This is a genomic window from Staphylococcus sp. HMSC14C01, from assembly GCF_001808085.1.
Classification (GTDB): Bacteria; Bacillota; Bacilli; order Staphylococcales; family Staphylococcaceae; genus Staphylococcus; species Staphylococcus hominis.
Map to the genome: position 1 here is coordinate 20,045 of NZ_KV792021.1, position 20,915 is coordinate 40,959.

General features: G+C 31.9%; 21 protein-coding genes and 1 riboswitch. Of the genes, 12 read left to right on the forward strand and 9 right to left on the reverse strand.

Features of this window, described 5'->3' with window-relative positions; genetic code table 11:
• Positions 1 to 64 precede the first annotated feature (64 nt).
• From phoU to cvfB, 6 genes are all read right to left on the reverse strand, one after another.
• On the reverse strand, positions 65 to 715 hold the full coding sequence (gene phoU / locus HMPREF3131_RS02530) for a phosphate signaling complex protein PhoU (protein WP_017174698.1): 651 nt from the start codon (positions 713 to 715) through the stop codon (positions 65 to 67).
• A 6-nt stretch (positions 716 to 721) separates the two neighbouring features.
• Positions 722 to 1,648 (reverse strand): phosphate ABC transporter ATP-binding protein PstB, encoded by a 927-nt coding sequence (gene pstB / locus HMPREF3131_RS02535; RefSeq protein ID WP_017174699.1) that lies wholly within the window; start codon positions 1,646 to 1,648, stop codon positions 722 to 724.
• Between the two features lie 77 nt (positions 1,649 to 1,725).
• Positions 1,726 to 2,646 (reverse strand): phosphate ABC transporter permease PstA, encoded by a 921-nt coding sequence (gene pstA, locus HMPREF3131_RS02540; protein ID WP_037541016.1) that lies wholly within the window; start codon positions 2,644 to 2,646, stop codon positions 1,726 to 1,728.
• Position 2,647: 1 nt separating this feature from the next.
• Positions 2,648 to 3,574: a phosphate ABC transporter permease subunit PstC gene (gene pstC / locus HMPREF3131_RS02545; protein ID WP_017174701.1), complete on the reverse strand. Its 927-nt coding sequence runs from the start codon at positions 3,572 to 3,574 to the stop codon at positions 2,648 to 2,650.
• 187 nt (positions 3,575 to 3,761) lie between these two features.
• On the reverse strand, positions 3,762 to 4,712 hold the full coding sequence (locus tag HMPREF3131_RS02550) for a PstS family phosphate ABC transporter substrate-binding protein (RefSeq protein ID WP_017174702.1): 951 nt from the start codon (positions 4,710 to 4,712) through the stop codon (positions 3,762 to 3,764).
• Between the two features lie 233 nt (positions 4,713 to 4,945).
• Positions 4,946 to 5,842, reverse strand: coding sequence for an RNA-binding virulence regulatory protein CvfB (gene cvfB, locus HMPREF3131_RS02555; protein WP_017174703.1), 897 nt, complete (start codon positions 5,840 to 5,842; stop codon positions 4,946 to 4,948).
• Positions 5,843 to 5,990: 148 nt separating this feature from the next.
• Here cvfB and HMPREF3131_RS02560 point away from each other — a divergent pair, with 148 nt between their 5' ends.
• From HMPREF3131_RS02560 to lysA, 9 genes are all read left to right on the forward strand, one after another.
• Positions 5,991 to 7,595, forward strand: coding sequence for an ABC-F family ATP-binding cassette domain-containing protein (locus tag HMPREF3131_RS02560; RefSeq protein ID WP_017174704.1), 1,605 nt, complete (start codon positions 5,991 to 5,993; stop codon positions 7,593 to 7,595).
• A 272-nt stretch (positions 7,596 to 7,867) separates the two neighbouring features.
• Positions 7,868 to 8,043, forward strand: a riboswitch (Lysine riboswitch).
• 77 nt (positions 8,044 to 8,120) lie between these two features.
• Entirely contained in the window at positions 8,121 to 9,326 is a 1,206-nt protein-coding gene (locus tag HMPREF3131_RS02565; RefSeq protein ID WP_170999967.1) for an aspartate kinase, read from the forward strand.
• Positions 9,327 to 9,385: 59 nt separating this feature from the next.
• The gene (locus HMPREF3131_RS02570; RefSeq protein WP_017174705.1) at positions 9,386 to 10,375 is read left to right on the forward strand and encodes an aspartate-semialdehyde dehydrogenase; all 990 of its coding nucleotides are present in this window, start codon (positions 9,386 to 9,388) and stop codon (positions 10,373 to 10,375) included.
• A gap of 1 nt (position 10,376) precedes the next feature.
• Positions 10,377 to 11,258, forward strand: coding sequence for a 4-hydroxy-tetrahydrodipicolinate synthase (dapA, locus tag HMPREF3131_RS02575; RefSeq protein ID WP_017174706.1), 882 nt, complete (start codon positions 10,377 to 10,379; stop codon positions 11,256 to 11,258).
• 2 nt (positions 11,259 to 11,260) lie between these two features.
• Positions 11,261 to 11,986, forward strand: a complete 726-nt coding sequence (gene dapB / locus HMPREF3131_RS02580; protein WP_017174707.1) for a 4-hydroxy-tetrahydrodipicolinate reductase — start codon at positions 11,261 to 11,263, stop codon at positions 11,984 to 11,986.
• 24 nt (positions 11,987 to 12,010) lie between these two features.
• Positions 12,011 to 12,730 carry a 2,3,4,5-tetrahydropyridine-2,6-dicarboxylate N-acetyltransferase gene (gene dapD / locus HMPREF3131_RS02585; protein WP_070436437.1) on the forward strand — a complete coding sequence of 240 codons (720 nt, stop codon included), beginning with the start codon at positions 12,011 to 12,013 and terminating at the stop codon, positions 12,728 to 12,730.
• A 108-nt stretch (positions 12,731 to 12,838) separates the two neighbouring features.
• Positions 12,839 to 13,990 carry an amidohydrolase gene (locus HMPREF3131_RS02590; RefSeq protein WP_070436438.1) on the forward strand — a complete coding sequence of 384 codons (1,152 nt, stop codon included), beginning with the start codon at positions 12,839 to 12,841 and terminating at the stop codon, positions 13,988 to 13,990.
• Positions 13,991 to 13,996: 6 nt separating this feature from the next.
• A complete protein-coding gene (locus HMPREF3131_RS02595) occupies positions 13,997 to 15,070 on the forward strand; it encodes an alanine racemase (protein ID WP_070436439.1) in 1,074 nt (357 codons plus the stop codon).
• 1 nt (position 15,071) lies between these two features.
• On the forward strand, positions 15,072 to 16,337 hold the full coding sequence (lysA, locus tag HMPREF3131_RS02600) for a diaminopimelate decarboxylase (protein ID WP_070436440.1): 1,266 nt from the start codon (positions 15,072 to 15,074) through the stop codon (positions 16,335 to 16,337).
• Between the two features lie 185 nt (positions 16,338 to 16,522).
• Here the strand turns inward: lysA and cspA are convergent, their stop codons facing one another.
• Together cspA and msaA are read right to left on the reverse strand one after the other, a co-directional pair.
• Positions 16,523 to 16,723, reverse strand: coding sequence for a cold shock protein CspA (gene cspA / locus HMPREF3131_RS02605; RefSeq protein ID WP_001831260.1), 201 nt, complete (start codon positions 16,721 to 16,723; stop codon positions 16,523 to 16,525).
• 205 nt (positions 16,724 to 16,928) lie between these two features.
• Positions 16,929 to 17,237, reverse strand: a complete 309-nt coding sequence (msaA, locus tag HMPREF3131_RS02610) for a regulatory protein MsaA (protein ID WP_017176340.1) — start codon at positions 17,235 to 17,237, stop codon at positions 16,929 to 16,931.
• A gap of 167 nt (positions 17,238 to 17,404) precedes the next feature.
• Between msaA and HMPREF3131_RS02615 the strand changes: the two genes are divergently transcribed.
• Genes HMPREF3131_RS02615 through HMPREF3131_RS02625 form a run of 3 tightly spaced genes read left to right on the forward strand, consistent with a single transcriptional unit; the run spans position 17,405 to position 19,496 of the window.
• Positions 17,405 to 17,677 (forward strand): acylphosphatase, encoded by a 273-nt coding sequence (locus tag HMPREF3131_RS02615; protein ID WP_048680155.1) that lies wholly within the window; start codon positions 17,405 to 17,407, stop codon positions 17,675 to 17,677.
• 17 nt (positions 17,678 to 17,694) lie between these two features.
• Positions 17,695 to 18,321, forward strand: a complete 627-nt coding sequence (locus tag HMPREF3131_RS02620; RefSeq protein WP_017176338.1) for a 5-bromo-4-chloroindolyl phosphate hydrolysis family protein — start codon at positions 17,695 to 17,697, stop codon at positions 18,319 to 18,321.
• A gap of 35 nt (positions 18,322 to 18,356) precedes the next feature.
• Entirely contained in the window at positions 18,357 to 19,496 is a 1,140-nt protein-coding gene (locus HMPREF3131_RS02625) for a toxic anion resistance protein (protein WP_017176337.1), read from the forward strand.
• Positions 19,497 to 19,552: 56 nt separating this feature from the next.
• Here the strand turns inward: HMPREF3131_RS02625 and brnQ are convergent, their stop codons facing one another.
• Positions 19,553 to 20,896 (reverse strand): branched-chain amino acid-like transporter carrier protein BrnQ3, encoded by a 1,344-nt coding sequence (gene brnQ / locus HMPREF3131_RS02630; protein ID WP_049419825.1) that lies wholly within the window; start codon positions 20,894 to 20,896, stop codon positions 19,553 to 19,555.
• Between the last annotated feature and the right edge of the window lie 19 nt (positions 20,897 to 20,915).

Consider the following 20,915-nt stretch of genomic DNA (forward strand, 5'->3'; position numbering starts at 1 on the left):
ATCGTGTCTCACTCCTTTACTTTGATTTTTTTAGTTTGAATAAAACTATCAACGATAAAGTAGTTTAACGATCATATTTATCAAAATGTTCACCAGTAAAGTAATAATAAATACTTTCTGCTATATTTCTTACATGATCCCCTACTCTTTCTAAGTTACGTGCAGCTAAATGCGCTTGACCAGCTACAAATGGATCATTATCAATTAGATAAGTTGTGTTAACAATATTCACGTATAAATCATCAATATCTTTATCACGTTCGATAATTTCTTTAATCAATGTTAAATCTTCACTTTTAACAGCAGTATTTAAGTCTTCTAACATTAATAATGCAAGTTTACCCATTGTTTTTAAACGTGTTAAGACATAATGATCTGTAATTTTTACTCTTAGTCGAATATGAGCGATATTTGCAGCATTATCCCCCATTCTTTCAAAATCAGTAGAAATTTTTAAAGCTGCCATCATCATTCTTAAATCAGTAGCAATTGGTTGTTGTTTCGTAATTAACATGATTACTTGTTCGTTAATGTCATAATCAAATTTGTTAATTTCTTTATCTTTTTCAATGACGTGTCTAGCAAAGTTTCTATCATCTTCACTTAATGATTCAATAGCATTGTTAACATTTGAATAAACACGAAGACCAAGACGACGAAGTTCTTTAATTAAATCGTCCAATTGGCCTTCATATTTTTGTCTAATAATTTTCATTAAGCATTAACCAAAACGACCAGAAATATAATCTTCTGTTTGTTTGTCTGAAGGATTAGAGAAGATTTTATCAGTATCGTCATATTCATTTACATAACCATTAAGGAAGAATGCTGTTTTATCAGAAACACGTGCAGCTTGTTGCATGTTGTGTGTAACCATAATGATAGAATAATTTTCTTTTAATTCTTGAACCAGTTCTTCAACTCTTAAAGTAGAGATAGGATCTAATGCTGATGTAGGTTCATCCATTAAAATAACATCTGGTTCAATTGCTAAACATCTAGCAATACAAACACGTTGTTGTTGTCCCCCAGATAATCCATACGCATTTGTATGTAATCTGTCTTTTAATTCATCCCAAATTGCAGCACCACGTAATGACTTTTCAACAATTTCATCAAGTAATTTTTTATCTTTAATACCATGGATTTTTGGACCATAAGTAATATTATCATAAATTGATTTAGGAAATGGATTTGGTTGTTGGAATACCATTCCTACATTCGTTCTTAATTTTTCTTTTGAATAGTTGTTATCAAAAATATTTTGTTCTCTGTATAAAATTTTACCAGCAGTTTTAACTGATGGTACTAATTCAACCATACGATTTAATGTTTTAATATACGTTGATTTACCACAACCAGAAGGACCGATAATAGCAGTGACATTATTTTCTAAGATATCTAAATTGATGTTTTGTAAAGCATGATTTTCACCATACCATAAATCTAAATTTTGAGTTGAATAAACTACTTTTCTTTCACTGTCAGGTTTAATATTTTTTTTATTTTCGCTATTAGTTGTTACAATTGTTGTCTTTTGAGACTGATTGTCGTTTGTTGGATGAGTGTGATTTGAGTGTTGATCAACAACATCATTTGTATGTTGTTCAATGTTCTTTTTCTTTTCATCTACGTTGATTTTTGCCATATATAAAACTCCTTTTATTTTAAGAGAGAAAGCAGAAATCTTTCTCTCTATCCCAAATAACTTTAATAATAAAATGCTTAATATTTTCTAGAAAATTTATTACGTAAGAAAATTGCTAAACCGTTCATTAATAATAAGATAACAAGTAATACGATAATACCTGCTGAAGCCACGTTTTGGAATTCAGCTTGTGGCATTTTAGCCCAAGTATAAATTTGAGTTGGTAAAGCAGTAAACATTGAGAATAAACCAGATGGTACTGCTAAGAAAATAGTTGGAATACCGATTAAGATTAATGGTGCTGTTTCACCTAATGCACGTGAAAGTGATAAAATAAATCCCGTTAAAATACCAGGTAAAGCAGCGGGTAAAACCACTTTTCTAATTGTTTGCCATTTATTTCCACCTAGACCATAAGATGCTTCTCTTACAGAATTAGGTACGGCACGAATCGCTTCCTGGCTTGAAACGATAATAATCGGTAAGATAAGTAATGACATTGTTAAAGCAGCAGCGATAACAGTATTTCCTAAAGATAATGATTCAATACCAGCGCCACGTACAAATAATGTTAATCCTAATAAACCAAATACAATTGAAGGCACACCAGCTAAGTTAGAAATACAAATTTTAACGAAACTTGTAAACATATTATCGCGTGCGTATTCTTCAAGATAAATTGCTGTACCAACACCTAAGATAATAGAGATTGGGATGATAGTAATCATTAACCATAATGTACCAGCTAATGCGCCTTTAATCCCAGCTTGTGATGGTGTTGAAGATGAGAAACTTGTAAAGAATTCAGGTGTTAAATGTCCTACACCTTTTACAAGTGTTTGAATCAGTAATGCGGCAAGAACGATTAAAGCAAATACAATACATGCAAAGAATAGCCATTTATTAAGACTATTTTTTTTATCGCGACTAGATAGGTTTTTTTCGACTTTACTTTTGTCAACTAAACCTTTAGCTCTTGGATCAGTCGTTGCTGTCATATTAATACTCCTCTCTATAACGCTTAGAAATCCAGTATGAAATTAAGTTCATAATTAATGTGAAAATGAATAATGTGAAGCCAACTGCATAAATACTATAGTAAATATCTGAACCGAATGTCGCATCACCTGTAGCAATTTCAACAATATAACCTGTCATTGTTTGAATAGAACTTGTTAATGTTAAAGATGATGTCGGTGAACTACCTGCAGCTAATGATACGATCATTGTTTCACCAATAGCACGAGAAATACCAAGTACAATTGAAGCAATTACACCAGAAGCGGCAGCTGGTAATACGACTTTAGTTGCAACTTCAAATTTAGTTGAACCTAAACCAAAAGCACCTTCACGCATTTTATTAGGTACAGAAGCCATTGCATCTTCACTCATACTTGTAATAATTGGAACAATCATTATTCCAACCACGATACCAGGACTGATAGAGTTAAAACTATCGAGTTGAGGTATAAATGTTCTTAATAAAGGTGTTACAAAAGTTAAAGCAAAGAAACCGAATACGATAGTTGGAATGCCAGCTAAGATTTCAAGAATAGGTTTAATAATACGTCTTGCTTTATCGCTTGCATATTCACTTAAGTAGATTGCAGCGCCTAATCCGATAGGAACAGCTACTAAAGTACCAATGAAAGTAATTTTTAAAGTACCAAGAATTAATGCCCAAATACCATATTTAGGGTCAGAACTTGTAGGATTCCAATCTTTAGTAAAAAGAAACTCAGTAATTGAAACACGTGTAAAGAATGTGATTGTTTCAGTGATTAATGTAAATAATATACCGATAGTTGTTAAAATAGAGATGGCAGCAATAATTCCTAAAATAATTGGCACGATTTTATCAGAAAATCCACCTTTTTTAGCGTTATTTTTAGCTATCATCTCTCTAACATTAGTGTTAGAAGCCATATATAACCCTCTCTTTTTATTTCTCCCAATAGATTTTAAAAAAAGAGCAGGAAATTATCAGGTAACGAATGAGTTCAAATTAATTTAAAACACTTTAACAATCACCCATGTATATATCCTGAACAACTCATGTAAATGAATGTTACATGAGTTGTTAATTCCCAGCCCTTTATATTAATAATGATTATTATTTGTCAGAATCTTTTTTGTATTTATCTAATTCTTTAATTTCATCTTTATAAACTTTGCTTGGTGAAGCAACGTATCCAGCATCTTCAGCTGATTTACCTTTGTCATCTAAAGTGAATTTCAAGAATTCTCTCATAACATCATTATCTTCTAATGATTTTTCTTTAACATATAAGAATAATGGTCTACTTAAAGGATAAGAACCATCTTGGATAGTCTTTTTAGTAGGTTCTACAGATTTACCATCGTCACCTTTAATTTTAACTTCTTTTAATTTATCTTTATTTTGTTTATAGAAGTTATAACCGAAGTAACCAATACTTTCTTTGTTTTTCTCAACTGATTGAACGATAACGTTAGTATCTCCATTTTTTTGAGCTTTGATATCTTGTTTATCCATAACTTCTTCTTCCCAGAAGTCATAAGTACCATGACTTGAGTTTGGAGAGAAAGCTTTGATTTCTTTGTTAGGCCAGCTAGAATCTACATCTTTCCAAGTTTTAGCTTCGCCACTGTAGATTTTTTTTAATTGATCTTTAGATAATTCTTTTACAAAGTCATTATCTTTATTAACAGCAACAGTTACACCATCTTGTGCAATTTTAAATTCTTTATATTTAATGTTTTTGTCTTCTAATTTTTGTTTTTCTTCATCTTTGATAGGTCTAGAAGCTTGTGAGAAGTCAGTTTCACCAGCGATGAATTTTTCAAAACCAGCACCAGTACCTGCTTGACCAGATGAAATAGTTGCGCTTGGATGATCTTTAGACCATTTTTCATTTAATTTTTCAACGATTGGAGCAACAGTAGATGAACCTTCACCTTTTGCAGAACCTTTAAGGTCTTTTCCATCTCCTGAACCACTGCCGCCACTATTTCCACCGCCACATGCGCCTAAAAGAACAGTAGCACCTAAAACAGTTGTACCAACTAATTGCCATTTCTTCATTAAAACATCCTCCTAATTATAGATAACCCAAAATGTTATATGTATTTCTTACAATGCTTATATTACATACCTTTTGTTAATATAAAATAGAGTAATTGTAAATATTTTGTTAATTTATAAAAAACTTATGTTTTATATAAATAAAATCCATAAAAAAACCACTGAAAGTGTGACCTTTCAATGGTTTTAAACTATCTATATAATATGGAAGAAACTCGATTTTCATGAACTCATTATTCTTGAATAAGACTTTTACCTTTTTTAGTTAATGTGATTTTTCCAGTTTCAATATTTATAATTTTTCTTTTATATAAATGACCAATTGCACGTTTAAATGAACCTTTACTCATGTTAAATACTTCTTTAATTGCTTCCGGACTTGATTTATCCCAAAATGGAAGTTCTCCATCATACTCTACTAACAAATCAAAGATAACTTGACCATCCTCATCTAAACGTTCATGTGCGAGGGGTAAGAATGAACCGTTCAATTCACCTTTTTCATTATGTCCGATAATACGTACTTCTACAGCTTCGCCTAATCTTGGCTCATGTTTACGTTCAGACTCATGTACAAACACTTTGTAACCATCCTCAGTTAATAAAAAAGTCCCGATACGTAATAAACGATATGGTCTTGCTTTTAATACTTGATTTTGCATATCATCATTAGATACAGGTGTAAACATTTTTTCCACAATTGTTTCACTAGCTAAACGTGCGAACATTTGATGATTTCTATCGATTCTTAATGTGACTAATACATAATCTCCTGATTGAGGCCATAACGATTTAACTTTAGGTAAATCTTCCCATGGAATAAGCACCTCTCTTGGTAAACCAACATCTACTCTTGCACCATCTCTATCTGTTTTTAATACTTTTGCAAAATCATATTTATCTTTTGTAATGTCAGGCATATTTTGAGTAGCAAATAATTCACCTGAACGGTTTGGATAAATGAAGAAACTGTATTCTTCTCCAATTTCGAATTCATCTTCCTCATTGATTTCTGACTGATTTAACTTCACTTGTTCACCATTTGGACCTTTTAATAAATAAGTAGAGCCTTCCAATCCAAGAACTTCTAGAAATTCAATTGAACCAACGATATCTTTGTCTAATGCCATAGTTGTCTCCTTTAAGCAGTTTATTTCTAAGTATTATAACATGAGTTTTATAAAGTATCATTGGCATAAATGATATAAGGTCGAATATAGGAACATTATATGATATAATTTTTTGCGTTAGATAAACGATGAATAAAGGAGTAAATGAATGTTACAAGTTACGGATGTAAGTTTACGTTTTGGTGATCGTAAACTATTTGAAGATGTAAATATTAAATTTACTGAAGGTAATTGTTATGGACTTATCGGTGCGAATGGTGCAGGTAAATCTACTTTCTTAAAAATCTTATCTGGAGAAATTGATTCACAAACGGGTCATGTTTCTCTTGGAAAAGATGAACGTTTAGCAGTATTAAAACAAGATCACTTTGCTTATGAAGATGAACGTGTATTAGATGTAGTTATAAAAGGACATGAACGTCTATTTGAAGTGATGAAAGAAAAAGACGAAATTTATATGAAACCTGACTTCAGTGATGAAGATGGCATTCGTGCAGCTGAATTAGAAGGTGAATTTGCTGAAATGAATGGATGGAATGCCGAAGCAGATGCAGCTTCCCTACTATCAGGACTTGGTATTACCCCAGATTTACATGATAAGCAAATGTCAGAGTTAGAAAATAATCAAAAAGTAAAAGTATTATTGGCACAAAGTTTATTTGGAGATCCAGATGTTTTATTACTCGATGAGCCTACCAATGGTCTTGATATTCCTGCCATTAGTTGGTTAGAAGATTTCTTAATTAACTTTGAAAATACTGTCATTGTAGTATCTCATGATCGTCATTTCTTAAATAATGTATGTACACATATTGCAGATTTAGATTTTGGTAAAATCAAAGTCTATGTTGGTAACTATGATTTTTGGTATCAATCAAGTCAACTTGCTCAAAAAATGGCTCAAGAACAAAACAAGAAAAAAGAAGAAAAAATCAAAGAATTACAAGACTTCATTGCTCGTTTCTCTGCGAATGCGTCAAAATCAAAACAAGCAACAAGTCGTAAGAAGCAATTAGAAAAAATTGAACTTGATGATATTCAACCATCTTCAAGACGTTATCCTTATGTGAAATTCACCCCAGAAAGAGAAATTGGTAATGATTTATTAGTAGTTGATGGTATCTCAAAAACAATTGAGGGTGAAAAAGTTTTAGATAATATTTCATTCACTATGAATCCAAATGATAAAGCTATTTTAATTGGCGATAGTGAAATTGCTAAAACTACCCTATTAAAAATACTTGCTGGTGAAATGGAACCAGATGAAGGTTCATTTAAATGGGGAGTGACAACTTCATTAAGCTATTTCCCTAAAGATAATTCTGATTTCTTCGAAGGCGTAGATATGAATTTAGTTGAATGGTTACGTCAATATGCTCCTGAAGATGAACAAACTGAAACATTTTTACGCGGTTTCTTAGGACGTATGCTATTTAGCGGTGAAGAAGTTAAGAAAAAAGCAAGTGTATTATCAGGTGGAGAGAAAGTACGTTGTATGTTAAGTAAAATGATGCTTTCAAGTGCCAATGTTTTACTACTTGATGAGCCAACGAACCATCTTGATTTAGAAAGCATTACAGCTGTTAACGATGGATTAGCTTCATTCAAAGGATCAATTATCTTTACTTCATATGACTTTGAATTTATTAACACAATCGCTAATCGCGTGATTGATTTAAACCAACCAGGTAGTTTATCTAAAGAATTGCCATATGAAGAATATCTAAAAGAAATTGGTGTGTTACAAAATTAAAATAATAGGATTTTAATAAAGCATCTTCTATTTTTAAAATTTAGAATATGCATAACACTGTCGCTAAATAACGAACTTTAGCGACAGTTTTTTTATAAAATACTATTATTTTCGAATTATTGTTATTATTTATACAAATTACTTATTATTACTATCTCTTTTCTTTAACAGTAATATTACTTCAATAATTTTCAGTTTATTTCAAAAAATCACAATAATCGGTTTACAGTTAAAAGGTGCTTATGTATAATTAAAAACATAGTAATTGAATAAGAAATTGATGAGGCGCATCAATCATTAGTATATATTAGAACACTGTCTGCCACGGCTAATATAGAAAGGGTGCGATGCCGAAACGAATTGCAACCGCAGTAAGCGTTCGTTGGACTTTGTGGTTAAGAGCTGAGAGTTTGTCATTATTATTTAATAATGGAGTGCATCACTTGTATATAAATTACGAGCAAGTTCGCACATTCCGAACTTGCTCTTTTTTATGACGTGTGCCCCTAAATTCTAGGAGGTAAAATCTTGAAACGACGTGTTTTGAAGTTCGGTGGTTCATCTGTCGCCGATTTTACAAAGATAAAAAATATTGCAGAAATGCTTAAACGCCGTGTAGATGACGGTGAACAACTTATTGTTGTCGTAAGTGCTATGGGCAAAACAACAGATCAATTAATGGAAAATGTTTCTCATCTTACAACAACTCCAAAAGATGAAGAACTTGCTCTATTATTAACAACTGGTGAACAACAAACAGTTTCTTATTTGTCGATGGTATTAAATGATATTGGCGTAAGTGCTAGAGCTATGACTGGATATCAAGCAGGTATCAAAACAGTAGGTCATCATTTAAAAAGTCGAATTGCAGAAATTAATCCTGAAACATTTAATAAGGAATTTAAAGACAAGGATGTTTTAGTTGTAGCAGGTTTCCAAGGAGTGAACGACGAATTAGAGTTAACTACACTTGGTCGTGGTGGTTCAGATACGACTGCTGTTGCATTAGCAGCTAGTAATCAAATCCCTTGTGAAATTTACACTGATGTTGATGGCGTTTATGCTACTGATCCAAGAATTTTGAGTGAGGCAAAACGTTTAGATTATGTGTCTTATGAAGAAATGATGGAAATGAGTGCTTTAGGTGCTGGTGTGTTAGAAACAAGAAGTGTAGAACTTGCTAAAAATTATGATATCCCCTTGTATTTAGGTAGAACGTTATCAAATGTGAAAGGAACATGGATTATGCCAAGAACAGAAATATTAGAAAAAAAAGCCGTAACTGGAGTTGCATTAGATACACATATGATGCATGTAACAATTAGTTACCCTCTTCCAGATAATCGCCTTCTAACTCAATTATTTACTGCTTTAGATGAAGGTTCAGTTAATGTGGATATGATTTCTCAAATCGTAAATGTTGAAGGTTTACAACTATCTTTTTCTATTAAAGATAGTGATGTACAACAAATTTCAAGTATCTTAGAGGAACTTTCTACAACATTTGATGCTTTAGATTATAAAATTAATGAAGCTTACGTCAAAATTTCGTTAATTGGTTCAGGAATGCGTGATATGTCTGGTGTAGCTTCAAAAGCATTTATTACGTTAATTAATTCTAATATTCCATTTTATCAAACAACAACTTCTGAAATTAGTATTTCTTATGTTATTGATGCAGAAAATGGAAATAAAGCGGTTGAAGTTCTATACGATGCTTTTGATATTTAAACTTAAGTTAAAATAAGTAATTCAAAATTCAATTAATATTTAAATGGAGTGATTCTTTTATGACAAGATTAGCAGTAGTTGGAGCAACAGGATTAGTCGGAACAAAAATGTTAGAAACAATTGATCGTAAACATATCCAATTTGATGAGTTGGTATTATTCTCATCAGCAAGATCAGCAGGTAAAGAAATTGAGTTTCAAGGGAAAACATATACAGTTCAAGAACTTACAGAAGAAGCAGCAAGTGAAAAATTTGATTACGTGCTAATGAGTGCAGGTGGCGGAACAAGTAAACAATTTGCCCCTATTTTCGAAAAAGCTGGAGCAATTGTTATTGATAATTCAAGTCAATGGCGTATGACAAACGATGTGGATTTAATTGTACCAGAAGTTAACCAACCAGAATTTAAACGTGGTATCATTGCTAATCCTAACTGCTCAACAATTCAGTCGGTCGTGCCACTTAAAGTTTTATACGATGCTTTTGGATTAAAACGTGTAGCTTATACAACATATCAAGCAGTTTCGGGTTCAGGGGTTAAAGGTAAGAGAGACTTAGCTGAAGGTGCGAATGGTAAAGCTCCAGAAGCTTATCCACATCCTATTTATAATAATGTTTTACCACATATTGATGTTTTTTTAGAAGATGGATATACAAAAGAAGAGCAAAAAATGATTGATGAAACACGAAAAATTTTAGGACAACCTGACTTACGTGTGACTGCAACATGTGCACGTGTACCTGTTCAAGATAGTCATAGCGTAGAAATTGATGTTACTCTTGATAAAGAGGCAACAGTTCAAGAAATTAAAGATTTATTTGAAAACGATAATCGTGTTGTTTTAGTAGACAATCCTGAAAATAATGAATATCCTTTAGCTATTAATTCAACAGGTAAAGATGAAGTGTTTGTAGGTAGAATTCGTCGTGATGACTCACTTGATAATACTTTCCATGTTTGGTGTACTTCAGATAACCTACTTAAAGGTGCAGCTTTAAATGCAGTTCAAGTGTTAGAACAAGTCATTAAATTAAAAGGAGCTAGATAATATGGCACATATTTTTGAAGGTGTAGGTGTAGCGCTTGCTACTCCATTTACTAATAATGAAGTTGACTATAAAGCATTAGAACGACATGTTCAATTTTTACTTGATAATAATGTTAAAGCAATTATTGTAAACGGCACTACAGCAGAGAGCCCTACTTTAACAGAAGAAGAGAAAGAAAAAGTACTTCAAGCGGTGATTAAACAAGTTAATCATCAAGTGGCTATTATCGCTGGAACTGGTACAAATAATACAGCTAAATCTATTCAAGCTTCATTACGTGCTAAAGAATTAGGTGTAGATGGTATTATGTTAATCACACCTTACTATAATAAAACGAATCAACGTGGCTTAATTAAACATTTTGAAACCATCGCGAATGAAGTTAAGTTACCTGTTGTTTTATATAATGTACCTTCAAGAACGAATATGACAATTGATCCTGAAACAGTCGAAACATTAAGTCATAATGATTACATTGTAGCTATTAAAGATGCTACAAATGACTTTAACTATTACGAAGAAGTGAAAAAACGTATTCATCAAGATGAATTTGCTTTTTACAGTGGTAATGATGATAATGTCGTAGAATTCTATAATCGTGGAGGTAATGGCGTAATTTCTGTCATTGCTAACGTTATTCCGAAAGAATTTCAAGCACTTTATGATGCTAAACAAAATGGGAAAGAAATTGAGAAAGACTTTGAACCGATAGGTCAATTGTTAGATGCACTTTCAGTTGATGTCAACCCTATTCCAATTAAAGCTCTAACAAGTCATTTAGGATTTGGAAATTATGAATTAAGATTACCTTTATTACCACTAGAGAAAGAAAAAGCAAATGTATTAGTGAATGCTTATAAAGCATTTAAAACGGAGGAATAAAAATGAAAATTTTACTCATTGGATATGGCACAATGAATCAACGCGTTGCCAGATTAGCAGAAGAAAAAGGTCATGAGATTGTTGGTACAATTGAGCCAGAAGAACATCAACATTCACCATATAAAGCTTATCATCATATTGCAGACGCACAAAATGAAGCCGATGTAGCGATCGACTTCTCTAATCCTAATCTATTATTACCTTTATTAGATGAAGAGTTTGAATTACCTTTAGTGATTGCTACTACTGGTGAAAAAGAAAAACTGATTCAAAAATTAGAACAATTAAGCGAACGTATGCCTGTTTTCTTCAGTGCAAATATGAGTTATGGCGTCCATGCATTAACTAAAATTCTAGAAGCAGCTGTTCCCCTTTTACAAGATTATGATATTGAGTTAACTGAAGCTCATCATAATAAAAAAGTGGATGCGCCAAGTGGCACACTCGTCAAACTTTATGATGTTATTAAAGAATTACGTGAAAATGTAACGCCTGTTTACGATCGACATGAGCGAACTGAAAAACGTGAAAAAGATGAAGTCGGTATTCATTCAGTTCGTGGCGGTACAATTGTAGGCGAACATGATGTTTTATTTGCTGGCACAGATGAAACAATTACCATTTCTCATAAAGCGCAATCTAAGGACATTTTTGCAAATGGCGCAATTACAGCTGCTGAAAAATTAAACACAAAATCAAATGGTTTTTATACATTTGACAACTTATAAAATAACTTAAGGAGATTCTAAACTATGGTACAACACTTATCTGCACAAGAAATTATTCAATATATTAGTGATGCTAAAAAATCAACACCATTAAAAGTATACGTAAATGGACAATTCAATGACGTCACTTTTCCTAATACATTTAAAGTATTCGGATCTGATGATTCAAAAGTAATATTTTGTGAAGCGGATGATTGGAAAACATTTTATGAAACCAATCAATCATATATTACTGACTTAGAAATTGAAATGGACCGTCGTAATTCTGCTATTCCTTTAAAAGACTTAACTAATACAAATGCACGTATTGAACCAGGTTCATTCATTCGTGAACAAGCTATTATCGAAGACGGTGCCGTTGTGATGATGGGAGCAACAATCAATATTGGCGCTGTTGTAGGTGAAGGTACTATGATTGATATGAATGCAACATTAGGTGGTCGTGCGACAACAGGTAAAAATGTTCATGTAGGTGCTGGTGCAGTATTAGCGGGCGTTATTGAGCCACCTAGTGCTTCTCCAGTAGTAATCGAAGATAATGTATTAATTGGCGCAAACGCAGTTATTCTAGAAGGTGTAAGAGTTGGCGAAGGCGCTATTGTAGCTGCTGGTGCTATCGTGACTCAAGATGTTCCTGCTGGTGCGGTTGTAGCTGGTACACCTGCTACAGTCATTAAACAAACATCTGAAGTTCAAGACTCTAAACGAGAAATTGTTGCAGCGTTAAGAAAATTAAATGATTAATGACAAACTTGAATAATTGAATGCTAAAGGCTGGGACAATATGTTCTCAGCCTTTACGATTAAATGAATACATAAGTTAAATAATAAATGAATAAAGGATTGATTAAGATGAGCGAATTAGAATTTGTCACACAACATAGAAGACATTTACATCAACATCCAGAATTAAGTCTTCATGAATTTGAGACAACTCAATATATTACTCGATTTCTAGATGAATTAAATGTACCTTACGAGCAACCTCTTGAAACGGGTGCTATTGCATATTTAGAAGGTAATAGTGACCATACAATTGCATTTCGGGCAGACATTGACGCCCTACCCATTTTTGAAGAAAACAATGTCGATTATCGTAGTCAAACAGATAATGTGATGCATGCTTGTGGTCACGATGGTCATACAACAGCATTGATGTTATTTGTTAAACGATGTAAGGTGATGGCTGATCAACATCAATTACCTCATAATGTCGTGTTTATCTTCCAACCAGCTGAAGAAACAGGCGGAGGCGCAAATCGCTTAATTAAAGCAGGTGCTTTTAATCAATATCCTATTGAAGCAGTATTTGGCATTCATGTAAATCCTTTCGCTGACGAAGGACAAGTCGTGATACGCGATGAAGAAATTACAGCAAGTGCCACTGAATATCGTTTTTTCTTAAAAGGATTATCTAGTCATGTAGCTGATAAAGAGCAAGGTCATTCATGTGGCGAAGCACTGATTCATGTTTTAAATCAAGTTGGTCAAATACAGCAATATCATTTAAATGGACTAAAACGTAATATTGTTCATATGGGCCACTTTAATGCAGGTGAAGCAATTAATACGGTTCCTAGTAATGGTTATTTAGAAGGAACTATTCGTACTTATGATGCCACTGATTTAAATATCGTGAAAAATCAAATGAATAAAATTGCAAAAAGTGTGAAATTATTATTCAATGTTGATTGTGAAGTCAAATTTGAAGAAGGATATCCTGCTACAATGAATAGTCCTAAACTACGTCATATCGTTGAACAATCTATTCTATCTGCTAATTTAAAAGTTATTGAAAAGCCTCTGCCATTTTTATTCGGCGAAGACTTTAGTTTTTATGGCCAACAATTAGCACCGTCTTACTTTGCTTTTGTAGGAACTCGAAGTGAAGATAAAGGCTTTATCACAGGCTTACATACATCGCATTTAAATTTTGACGAAAAAGTGCTTATTGATGTTGCCAATTACTATGAACAAATATTGAACCATTATGGAAAGGAGTAAATTAAATTGACAGCAGTTTGGTCAGTTGATTCAAAAATCTTTTTAAGAAATGCAACTAAAGTAAAGAATAATCAATCAATAATGGCAGTTGTAAAAAATAATGGTTATCATTATGGATTAGAGTTTGCAGTAAGAACATTTTTAGAAGCAGGTATCCATACATTTAGTACGACTTCCTTAAAAGAAGCAGTGAGAGTTCGTAAACTTGCACCTCATGCTACAATTTTTTTAATGAATGCAGTTTATGACTTTGATACAGTTCGAAATAATAATATTCAAATGACGCTTCCCTCTTTAGAATATTATTATCAGTACAAAAGTGAATTAAAAGATATTAATGTTCACTTAGAATTTGAAAATTTACTCCATCGTTCAGGTTTCAAAAATCTTGATGAAATTAAAGAAGTACTTCATCATCATGAAAATGATAATGGAAGTGAAATGAATATCGTTGGCCTATGGACGCATTTTGGATATGCAGATGAATTTGATGTTCCAGAATATGGGATTGAACGTGAAGCATGGTTAAACGTCGTTAATACATTATTAAATGAAGGATACCAATTTGAACTTATCCATGCGCAAAATAGTGCGAGTTATTATCGTGAAGGACAACAACTTCTTCCCTATCATACACATGCACGTGTAGGTATCGCTTTATATGGTTCAAGACCATATAGCAAATTAGATGAACATGAGATTGAACAAGCCTTAACCGTAAAAGGAAATGTAATTCAAGTTCGTGAAGTAAATAAAGGTGATTATTGTGGTTATAGTTTTGCATTTGAAGCAACGCATGATCATACACATCTTGCAGTTGTTGATATTGGCTATGGTGATGGTATTTTAAAAAAACGTGCAACACACGAAGCATTAATTAATGGCAAACGTTACCCTATTCGAGCATTAATGATGAGTCATATGTTTGTTGAAGTCGATGATGATGTTCATGCACAAGATGAAGTGATACTATATAATAATGATATACGCATTGATGAATACACATTCAAAGGTGTTGGCGCTAATTCAGAACAACTTAGTGCGATGAATCACGATTCTCTTATAAAGGAGTTTAGATAAAATGTCAGTTAAATATAATGATTACGGTGAATTAACAATGGCGGGTACAAGTTTGAAAACACTAGCTCAAAGTTTTGGTACGCCTACCATTGTTTATGATGAAGATGAAATTCGCAATCAAATGCGTCGATTTCATAATGCTTTTCAAAAAAGTGGATTAAAATACAATATTTCATATGCTTCTAAAGCTTTTACTTGCATTCAAATGGTAAAGTTAGTTCAAGAAGAAAACTTACAATTAGATGTCGTATCTGAAGGCGAACTTTATACAGCATTTGAGGCTAAATTTGACCCTAGTCGCATCCACTTCCATGGCAATAATAAAACGAAACGTGAAATACAATATGCTTTAGAAAGTGGCGTTGGCTACTTTGTTATTGATTCTTTAGAAGAAATTGAATTAATCGATCGCTATGCAAGTGATAGAGTTAATGTTGTCATTCGTGTGAATCCTGGCGTAGAGGCGCATACCCATGAATTTATTCAAACTGGTCAAGAAGATAGTAAATTTGGTCTTTCAATTCGCCATGGTCTTGCAATTCAAGCAGTTGAAAAAGTCGAAGCATCAAAACATCTTCATTTAAAAGGAATACATTTCCATGTAGGATCACAAATTGAGGGTACTGAAGCTATGATTGAAACAGCTAAAATTGTTTTAAATTGGCTTAACGAGCATCATATCCAAGTTGAATTACTTAACTTAGGTGGCGGTTTTGGTATTAAATATGTCGAAGGTGATGTAAGCTTCCCTATTGAAGAAGGTATTGCTGAAATTACAGATGCGATTAAATCTGAATCAGAAAAATTAAACTGTGACGTTCCTGAAATTGGTATTGAACCAGGACGTTCAATTGTTGGCGAAGCGGGTATTACGTTATATGAAGTTGGAACAATTAAAGACATTCCTGAAGTAAATAAATATGTTTCTATTGATGGTGGTATGAGTGATCATATTAGAACTGCTTTATATGGAGCCAAATATCAAGCATTACTTGTAAATCGTCATGAGAAGGCAGACGAAACGGTAACTATTGCCGGAAAATTATGTGAATCTGGAGATATTATTATCCGAGATGCTATGTTACCTTCTTCTGTAAAACGTGGAGATTATTTAGCCATTTTATCTACTGGCGCATACCATTACTCTATGGCATCTAATTATAATCAAATGCAAAAACCACCTGTTTTCTTCTTAAAAGATGGAAAAGCACGTGAAGTTATCAAACGTCAATCATTACGTCAATTAATAATTAATGATACAAAATAAAATAACGAGAAAGTTTATACTTACCCGTTCAAGTTGCACCATAATAAAGAAGCCAGTAAAAGAGTTTTTAAAAACTCTTTTACTGGCTATTTTTTCTGAGATTTATGTCCCAGCCTCATTTATATATAAAAAACACCCTACATCTTGGTAAGGTGTTACTAAAGTCAATTTTTGCAATCTATAAATTATAGTTTAACAACGTTTGCAGCTTGAGGACCGCGATCGCCTTCAACTACTTCAAACTCAACTGATTGACCTTCTTCTAATGATTTATAACCTTCTTGGTTAATTGCTGAGAAGTGTACGAATACGTCGTTTTCTCCTTCAACTTCGATGAAGCCAAAACCTTTTTCAGCGTTAAACCATTTAACTGTACCTTGTTTCATAATTGTGAAACCTCCAAGACTAAAATTCATTCAATATGCATTATTCGCATATTACAAAAAATACGTGTTATAAATATGTATAAATAACAAAATGCTATCAATCAATATTACAGATATTCTTTGCAATATGGAATAAAACTATTGCTTGATAACTATTATATGTTAGTTTGAACTAAATTGCAATACAATTATAGAAAATTCTCTTTTAATTAATTTTTGGTAGATTATAATAAACTTCTTTATTATTTAAAACAATAAAACTATAAAATATTTGTAAATCTTCATCACAATCTTCACAAAAATTTAAATCACAATTATTATAAAATGCATAAATATTATATTTCCCAATAACATAATTATTATAATATTTTTTACTTTTTTTAATAATTGATTGATAATCTTCTAACATTTCTTCATAGTTACTATAATGATGTTGTTCTACGATTTTTTCTGTCCAGTCGCTAAATAACCACCATCCCTCGTAGTCAGCACGAATCTTTGCAACTGTCCACATGACTAAGTCCCCTCTCAAATTAAAACTCTAATAAATATTGTAACTTTTTTTTAGACGAATTCAAGCTTAAAGACTTCGTTCTTTTAATTGAGATAAAGATGATATGTATATTAATTATTAGTTTTTTGTAGGAAAAATACGTATAATATAATGTAGAGGTGATAATGATGCAACATAAACATATACAAGTATTTGGAACTGTCCAAGGTGTAGGGTTCCGTCATCATACTGAATTAATTGCAAAAAAACTTGATATATTTGGTACTGTTCAAAATGTTGAGGATTATGTAGATATATATGCTCAAGGTGACGAGGAAAAAATAAAATCATTTATTAATAAAGTGATTGCTGGTGCTTCTCCTGCATCTTCAGTTTCTGATTATAGTATTGAAGATTTAGACGTAACAAATAGATACTCAGAATTTAAAACGATTTATTAAATAAAGGAAGATGAATATTGAGATATAACCTTTCTCGGCTTCTGGGTGTTTTAGTAGGAATTCCAATAGCTATTATCTCATGGGTGACAAGTGTATTTGGATTTGATTTATCCTTTATACTTGATGCCCTAATAGGTATTGGAATGTTTTTTGTATCTTATTTTCCTACTCAAAGATTGACATCCAAAAAATATTTAAATGAAATTGGATTATCACGTAGAGACTATCGTTTTGTTAATCAACAACTCAATCAATCACATAATAAAATTCGTAATATTTTAAAATCATATATTAATATCAGATCGATTAAAGATTTTCGTCAAATTAATGATATTTATAAAATTTCTAAGTCTATTCATTTTGCTGTTAAACAGAGACCTTCATCATTTTTCAAAGTAGAAAGTTTCTTTTATTCGCATATAGATAATGCACTAAATTTAATTGATGCATATACCCGTTTATCTAAAATGCCAAAAAAATCTGCTGAAGAAAAGCAAAAATTAGAGCAAACACGTATTACTTTAGATGAGGTGAAACGTACACTTATTGCAGATTTAAAAAGACTTAATGAAGATGATTATGAGCGTTTAGATATTGAAATGGAACTTAATCGGTTACAACACAAGCGATATAAAAAATACTAATTTAAAGTTAAGATAAGAATGGAGAGAATTTTTAAATGAATCAAAAAGACCAATTTATTAACTCACATCCATTAGATGATTATATAGATCATCAAACGCATGATGTTTCAACTCAAAATGTTAAGCAAGACTTTGAACAACAATTTAACGAACAAGATTTAAAAAAAATTGATTCAATTAGTCAACAAATCAAACCACTAGATAGTGAAGGCCTATTATCTTTTGGGACACATCTACAACAGAACATGTCTCAATTTTCACATCAAATGTTAGATGAAGTTCAATCGAAAGATGTGGGTCCTATTGGTGATACTTTAAATCAATTAATGTCTAAGTTAAGAGAAGTTAATCCTGATGACTTGAATCAAGACAATCAATCTAAACTTAAACGTTTATTTAGACGAACAAAAGCTTCAATAAATGAAGTATTTTCTAGAATGCAATCTGTAAGTGCACAAGTCGATAGAATCACCATTCAATTGGATAAGCATAAAGGAAATTTAACTAAAGACATTCAGTTACTCGATCATCTTTATGAACAAAATAAAGTATATTTTGAGGATGTTTCTCTATACATTGCTGCTGCACAGCGTAAAAAACAAGAAATAAATGCTAATGAATTGCCTAAATTGCGTCAACATGCAGAACAATCTGGTAATCAAATGGATATTCAAAGTGTCGCTGATATGGAGCAATTTGTTGATCGATTAGATAAAAAAATTTATGACTTACAATTATCACGTCAAATTGCAATTCAAACAGCGCCGCAAATTCGTATGATTCAAAATGTGAATCAAGCATTAGCTGAAAAAATTCAAAGTTCTATTCTCACAAGTATTCCTTTATGGAAAAATCAGATGGCTATTGCCCTCACTTTAATGAGACAAAAAAATGCTGTAACAGCTCAGCGTGCAGTTACTGATACCACAAATGATTTACTTACACGAAATGCAGCCATGTTAAAACAAAATGCAATTGAAACGGCTACTGAAAATGAACGTGGTATCGTAGATATTGAAACGCTTAAAGCGACTCAAAATGACATCATTGAAACGATTGAACAAACACTGCAAATTCAATATAATGGACGTCAAAAACGTCAACAAGCTGAAAGAGAATTATCACAACTCGAGAATGAATTAAAAGAACATTTACTTACTATGAAAAAAGAATAGATAAAATTAAAACACCGATTGCTCTCATTTAAAGAAGTAACCGGTGTTTAGTATATCTATTCCTTTTGATAAACAATATACGATTGATTTATAAACTTAGATACGATATACCCCATTATGATTGAAATGATAGCTATAGGTAACCATTCTAAAGAATATTGCTTAAGGGGTAAATGATTTATAACATTTAATTTTATTAAACCTAATGTATTTATTGTACTTACAATTGAAACAAGACTAACAATAATAATAGGTATTTGTTGCGCAATAGGTTTAGTTGGAATAAAACGCGCAAGTAAAATTAAAATAATCATAGTAATGGCTACAGGATAAATAATACTTAACACAGGAACAGACATGTTTATAACAGAATTTAATCCTAAATTAGCCAATATAAAACTGATAATTGTAAAACCTATAACATATACCTTATAACTAATTTTTGAAAATATACTATAAAAGTATTGACTCACAGATACAATAAGTCCACAAGCTGTAGTTAAACAAGCTAAAGCAACAATGATACCTAGTAAGTATTTTCCTAGAATACCAAAGCCGTTTGTAGCCATGGTAGTAAGTAAATAAGTTCCTATATTTTGATTTTTAGCCATTAGAGATGTAATCGTATTTTGACTTATTCCCATATGATTACCAATATAGCCTAAAGAAACATATATAAAAATTAATGCTAAAGCGGCAATAAATCCAGCTATAACTGTTTGTTTAAATATTTGATTGGTGTGTTTAACTCCTGTTGCTTTAATGGCATTAACCACAATCATTGAAAATGCAATTGCTGCAATTGCATCCATTGTTAAATACCCTTCAATAAAGCCGTGTGAAAAACTTTCTATATTTGAAGAATATATCTCTGGATTTCCATGAGATGAACTGTGTCCCTTATAATCTACAAATCCTTTAATAATCATGGCCAAAATTGTAATTAATAATAAAGGAGTTAATAAAGATCCAATTCGATCTACTATTTTACCAGGATTAATACATAAATATAAAACAACAATAAAATAAATAAGTGTAAAAATGAATAAAGACATATTACTATTTGAATGCGTAATGGGTGTAATAGTCATTTCAAAAGACGTAGATGCAGTACGTGGTATAGCAAATAGAGGTCCAATAGTTAAATAAATAATAATGAGAAAGACAACTGAAAATCTCGGTGACAGTTTATTAAAGGCACCAATATATCCTTGTTTGTCAAGTGCCCCAACGACTACTCCAAGTAATGGTAAGCCTATTCCAGTCAAACAAAAAGCTAAAATTGCTGGCCAGAAATAGGCACCACTTTCTTGTCCTAAATTAGGAGGAAAAATTAGATTACCTGCGCCAAAAAACATAGCAAATAGCGTAAAGCCGATAATCCAAGTATGTTTATTCATAGAATTGCTCCTTTTTATG

Excerpts from the sequence above, each read along its gene's own strand:
- phoU (WP_017174698.1), bottom strand. The coding sequence starts at position 715 with ATGAAAATTATTAGACAAAAATATGAAGGCCAATTGGACGATTTAATT.
- pstB (WP_017174699.1), bottom strand. The coding sequence starts at position 1,648 with ATGGCAAAAATCAACGTAGATGAAAAGAAAAAGAACATTGAACAACAT.
- pstA (WP_037541016.1), bottom strand. The coding sequence starts at position 2,646 with ATGACAGCAACGACTGATCCAAGAGCTAAAGGTTTAGTTGACAAAAGT.
- pstC (WP_017174701.1), bottom strand. The coding sequence starts at position 3,574 with ATGGCTTCTAACACTAATGTTAGAGAGATGATAGCTAAAAATAACGCT.
- HMPREF3131_RS02550 (WP_017174702.1), bottom strand. The coding sequence starts at position 4,712 with ATGAAGAAATGGCAATTAGTTGGTACAACTGTTTTAGGTGCTACTGTT.
- cvfB (WP_017174703.1), bottom strand. The coding sequence starts at position 5,842 with ATGGCATTAGACAAAGATATCGTTGGTTCAATTGAATTTCTAGAAGTT.
- HMPREF3131_RS02560 (WP_017174704.1), top strand. The coding sequence starts at position 5,991 with ATGTTACAAGTTACGGATGTAAGTTTACGTTTTGGTGATCGTAAACTA.
- HMPREF3131_RS02570 (WP_017174705.1), top strand. The coding sequence starts at position 9,386 with ATGACAAGATTAGCAGTAGTTGGAGCAACAGGATTAGTCGGAACAAAA.
- dapA (WP_017174706.1), top strand. The coding sequence starts at position 10,377 with ATGGCACATATTTTTGAAGGTGTAGGTGTAGCGCTTGCTACTCCATTT.
- dapB (WP_017174707.1), top strand. The coding sequence starts at position 11,261 with ATGAAAATTTTACTCATTGGATATGGCACAATGAATCAACGCGTTGCC.
- dapD (WP_070436437.1), top strand. The coding sequence starts at position 12,011 with ATGGTACAACACTTATCTGCACAAGAAATTATTCAATATATTAGTGAT.
- HMPREF3131_RS02590 (WP_070436438.1), top strand. The coding sequence starts at position 12,839 with ATGAGCGAATTAGAATTTGTCACACAACATAGAAGACATTTACATCAA.
- lysA (WP_070436440.1), top strand. The coding sequence starts at position 15,072 with ATGTCAGTTAAATATAATGATTACGGTGAATTAACAATGGCGGGTACA.
- cspA (WP_001831260.1), bottom strand. The coding sequence starts at position 16,723 with ATGAAACAAGGTACAGTTAAATGGTTTAACGCTGAAAAAGGTTTTGGC.
- msaA (WP_017176340.1), bottom strand. The coding sequence starts at position 17,237 with ATGTGGACAGTTGCAAAGATTCGTGCTGACTACGAGGGATGGTGGTTA.
- HMPREF3131_RS02615 (WP_048680155.1), top strand. The coding sequence starts at position 17,405 with ATGCAACATAAACATATACAAGTATTTGGAACTGTCCAAGGTGTAGGG.
- HMPREF3131_RS02625 (WP_017176337.1), top strand. The coding sequence starts at position 18,357 with ATGAATCAAAAAGACCAATTTATTAACTCACATCCATTAGATGATTAT.
- brnQ (WP_049419825.1), bottom strand. The coding sequence starts at position 20,896 with ATGAATAAACATACTTGGATTATCGGCTTTACGCTATTTGCTATGTTT.